Annotated in this window: 5 protein-coding genes; all 5 read left to right on the forward strand. The window is 41.6% G+C overall.

Annotation, left to right across the window (positions count from 1 at the left end; genetic code table 11):
- Positions 1 to 597: chorismate synthase (locus CXF78_RS13290; RefSeq protein WP_145991444.1), on the forward strand; the 597-nt coding region annotated here is incomplete at its 5' end.
- Positions 597 to 1,769, forward strand: a complete 1,173-nt coding sequence (locus tag CXF78_RS13295) for an MFS transporter (RefSeq protein ID WP_102037065.1) — start codon at positions 597 to 599, stop codon at positions 1,767 to 1,769. The genes CXF78_RS13290 and CXF78_RS13295, both read left to right, overlap by 1 nt.
- Positions 1,770 to 1,839: 70 nt before the next feature.
- Positions 1,840 to 2,991: an ATP-NAD kinase family protein gene (locus CXF78_RS13300; protein ID WP_102037066.1), complete on the forward strand. Its 1,152-nt coding sequence runs from the start codon at positions 1,840 to 1,842 to the stop codon at positions 2,989 to 2,991.
- 3 nt (positions 2,992 to 2,994) lie between these two features.
- Complete coding sequence (locus CXF78_RS13305) at positions 2,995 to 3,273, forward strand: YfcL family protein (RefSeq protein ID WP_059744468.1); 279 nt, start codon at positions 2,995 to 2,997, stop codon at positions 3,271 to 3,273.
- Positions 3,274 to 3,296: 23 nt separating this feature from the next.
- Positions 3,297 to 3,839, forward strand: a complete 543-nt coding sequence (locus CXF78_RS13310; RefSeq protein ID WP_102037067.1) for an RNA methyltransferase — start codon at positions 3,297 to 3,299, stop codon at positions 3,837 to 3,839.
- Positions 3,840 to 4,245 lie beyond the last annotated feature (406 nt).

Genomic DNA, 4,245 nt, shown 5'->3' on the forward strand with positions numbered 1-4,245 from the left:
ACTATTGATTTGACTCAAATTGAGCAAAATGCATTTTTCTTCCCTGATGCGAGTAAACTAGAAGCGTTAGATGAGTACATGCGTGGTTTACGTAAGTCTGGTGACTCAATAGGCGCCAAAATTACCGTTGCAGCTACTGGTGTTCCGGTGGGATTAGGCGAACCAGTATTTGATCGTCTTGATGCCGACATAGCGCATGCGTTAATGGGCATCAATGCAGTTAAAGGCGTTGAAATTGGTGATGGTTTTGGTGTTGTTACGCAAAAAGGTTCGCAAGGTCGTGATTTAATGTCACCACAAGGTTTTGCATCTAATCATGCTGGTGGTGTATTGGGTGGTATTTCATCTGGTCAACCTGTTGTGGCCCATATTGCGCTAAAACCTACTTCGAGCATTAGCGTACCAGGTCAAAGTATGACTGTGCAGGGCGAAACAATCGATATGATCACCAAAGGTCGTCATGATCCTTGCGTGGGTATTCGCGCAGTGCCTATTGCTGAAGCGATGTTAGCAATTGTATTGATGGATCACTTATTAAGACATCGTGCGCAAAACCAAGATGTTACTAGTCAAACACCCGTTATCGGAATGCGATAATGTCCTCATTGAAACGCGCTGAACCAGATTTACGCTGGCTCAGCGCCTGTTATTTCTTTTTCTTTTCTATTCTTGGCATCATGGTTCCCTATTTGGGGGTTTTCTTTGATAGCCGAGGTTTCAATGCCCAAGAGATAGGTTTTTTGTTGGCCATTTTAATGGCCACTCGAATTGTCGCGCCTAATGTATGGGCGGCTGTAGCCGATCGCACCGGTATGCGTTCGGAATTGATAAAACTTGGCTCCTTTGCTGCTGCGATTACCTACATCAGTTTTTTCTTTGATGGTAGCTTCATGTACCTTGCGGTTAGTTTGGCCATATATACTTTCTTTTGGAATTCCATTCTTGCTCAGTTAGAAGTGATTACGTTAGAAACTTTGGGTGATAAAGCAGAACGTTATGGTGCCATTCGGAGTTGGGGCAGTGTTGGCTATATTATTTTGGTGATAAGTGGTGGATTAGCGATTGATCACTGGGGCCCTGAAGTGTTGCCTTATATGGGAATGATATTGTTTTTAGGTTTGTTTGCTTGCTCATTACCTCTGCCTGCTAATCGCAGTGTTGTAGTCAATAAAGCTGAGCGTCCTAAACTGACATTTGATAAATCATTAGTGTGGTTTATGTTGTCTGCAATGTTACTGCAGATGAGTGTCGGACCATTTTATGGTTTTTTTGTATTGTATCTAAAGCAGGTTGGTTACTCTGAGACCATCGCTGGAATGTTAGTTGCTTTGGGTGTGCTAGCCGAAATTATTATTTTCTTTTATTCATCACGTCTTATTCGTCAATATGGTATTCGAGTATTACTTGTGGTGAGCATTCTGTTAACCGCCGTTCGTTGGTTACTATTGGCTTTTGGTGTTGAACACGTTTCTTTATTGGTTATCAGCCAACTATTGCATGCTTTCACTTTTGGTTTAGTCCATGCAGCATCAATCCATTTTATTCATCGTCATTTTTCCATCAGCCATCGAAGTACTGGTCAAGCACTATATGCCAGTGTCAGCTTTGGTGTGGGTGGCGCATTAGGCACGTGGATCAGTGGCATGATTTGGGGTGATGGTAGTAGCACTATGTGGGTGTGGGTCTTTGCTGCCGCTTGTGCATTTTTGTCTATGATAGCGGTATTGCTTATCCCCAATATTAATGGCCAACCAGCGACTAATCCATAATTGGTTCAATAGATAATTTATTTACTTTTCATTTTTGACACAGAAGTTATGCTATCAGCAAGGAGTTAGTGTGAAACGTTTTCGCTTAGGTGTAATCATTAATCCATTAGCTGGACTCGGAGGCAGTGTTGCTTTAAAAGGTTCTGATGGTGTTGCCGTAGAAGCTATTGCAAAAGGGGCTATTCCCAAAGCACAGATACGAATGCAACAAGCTCTGAATGTGATTTTACCTTTCACCAAACAAATCGATATTATTACTGCATCTGGTGATATGGGCGGTAGCTTATGTCGTCAAATGGGCTTTTCGACTCAAGATATATATACCGCGTTAGAAACCACTTCAACTGAAACAACTGCAATAGACACTCAACAAGCGGTGAAATGCTTACTCGGTCATCAATTAGATTTGTTACTGTTTGCTGGTGGTGATGGTACTGCCCGTGATATTTATGCCGTGGTTGATGATTCATTTCCAGTGTTAGGCGTGCCAGCCGGTGTTAAAATTCACTCGGGTGTTTATGGCATAACCCCTCACGCTTCAGGGCTAGTTGTCAGTATGTTACTCAAAGGTGAGTTAGTGAGCTTAATGTCTGCCGATGTCATGGATATCGATGAGATCGCGTTTAGGCAGGGGATTGTAAAAGCGAAACGATTTGGTGAAATGACGGTTCCTGCTGCGCCACGATATATACAAGCAGTGAAAATGGGTGGTAAAGAAGTTGATGAATTAGTGTTGGCCGATATTGCCGCAGATGTGATTGAATCGATGGACGATGAGCTTTATATCATGGGTTCAGGTAGCACAGTAGCGGCAGTAATGGAGGACCTTGGTTTAGAAAATACTTTGCTTGGTGTCGATGTTATTCAGCATAAAAGCGTGATTGCTAAGGATGTTACCGCACAACAATTACTCGCATTTATCGCCGATAAAAAAAGGTATTCTAGTGTCAAATTAGTGATTACCTTAATCGGTGGGCAAGGGCATATATTGGGTCGTGGCAATCAGCAGTTGTCACCGGAACTGATCCGGCAGCTAGAAAAAGACAATATTTTAATCCTAGCCACAAAAACTAAACTAAAAGCACTTGAAGGTAGACCATTAATTGTGGATAGTGGCGACCCTGAATTAGATAAAGCGCTTACTGGCTATTACAAAATAGTCACGGGTTACCATGATTACGTGATGTATAAAGTAGCCAACCCAGATTTAGTGGAGAATTAGAACATGTTAGAACAGTACGATGCAGCATTAGAGTCTTGGATTGAAGACAGCGTTAGCCACAGCGATGACGATGCGTTATTTGCTTGTGGTTATTTACAAGGCCACGTAGCCGTTGTATTAGCAGAATTAGAAGTCGAACCTGAACAAGATTTACCTGCACTTGATCTAAAGTTGGTTAAATGTCTTGCGTTGGCAAATGAAGAATTAGACGAACATGATTTTTCATTAGTGGAAGCTGCATGGCAGCAGTTACGTCAACGTATTGTTGCTCAAGCGGCATAACTTGGATTAGATAAACAGCTTTTATGGTAAATACCTCTTTGCAATACGTTACTATTGGTTTAGTTAACCCCAAAACGCCGGTCAATGTTGGCGGTATTATGCGAGCAGCAGGTTGTTACGGTGTAGATAATGTTTGCTATACAGGCAAACGCTACGAATTAGCGGCTAAGTCGGGTGATGCCCAATACGATGTGGACACTAAAGATGCAGCCAAGCGTATCCCTTTAGTTGGAGTCGAGTCACTACTTGATAGTGTGCCTGATGGCGCAACGATAGTATGTGTTGATCTTGTTGTTGGGGCGACGCCGTTGCCTTTATTTATTCATCCAGATAATGCCTTTTATATTTTCGGTCCGGAAGATGGCACCATTCCACAGCAATTAATTGATGCTGCTGATGATGTTGTGTATGTGCCGACTGTAGGGTGTATGAATTTAGCCGCATCTGTGAATGTTTTACTCTATGACCGTTTAGCTAAAACGACTCAAATTAAAGCTGATGATGAATTGATTAAGCAAAGCCGAGACAATAATAATCGAACCAAAGTGAAACACTGGTTGAAGTAACTTTGATGAAATAACTGTATTGCACTTTAGATAATGCCGAATGAGAAATCATTCGGCATTTTTATTGATGTGTTGTAGCGCAAAATCGTCGACAACAGTTACTGTAAATACAGCAAGCCAGTGCTGCATGATCGCATAGTTAATATAATGCTGCTGTATTATGTAGAAACAGAGCTTTTTTTCAAAAAGCTCGGTTTCTTGATTGTTGTTTAATGTCAGATTTCAAGTCGGTAATATAAATAGTGGATCAAAGCTTGATGAAACGACTTGTGTGGTAGACATTAGAGATAGGAAAGGCAATCGCCATTCATGATGATGTTTTCCATAAAAGTTAACTTGCCAATATTTAGCTTTATGGCTTGGCAATGAACGCTTCTGAATCAAGCTTTGTTAGGCAAGCACATTA

The organism is Shewanella sp. 11B5 (assembly GCF_002836795.1).
GTDB lineage: Bacteria > Pseudomonadota > Gammaproteobacteria > Enterobacterales > Shewanellaceae > Shewanella > Shewanella frigidimarina.

Bases quoted from the DNA above. Each gene is read 5' to 3' on its own strand.
- CXF78_RS13295 (WP_102037065.1), top strand. From the start codon at position 597: ATGTCCTCATTGAAACGCGCTGAACCAGATTTACGCTGGCTCAGCGCC.
- CXF78_RS13305 (WP_059744468.1), top strand. From the start codon at position 2,995: ATGTTAGAACAGTACGATGCAGCATTAGAGTCTTGGATTGAAGACAGC.
- CXF78_RS13310 (WP_102037067.1), top strand. From the start codon at position 3,297: ATGGTAAATACCTCTTTGCAATACGTTACTATTGGTTTAGTTAACCCC.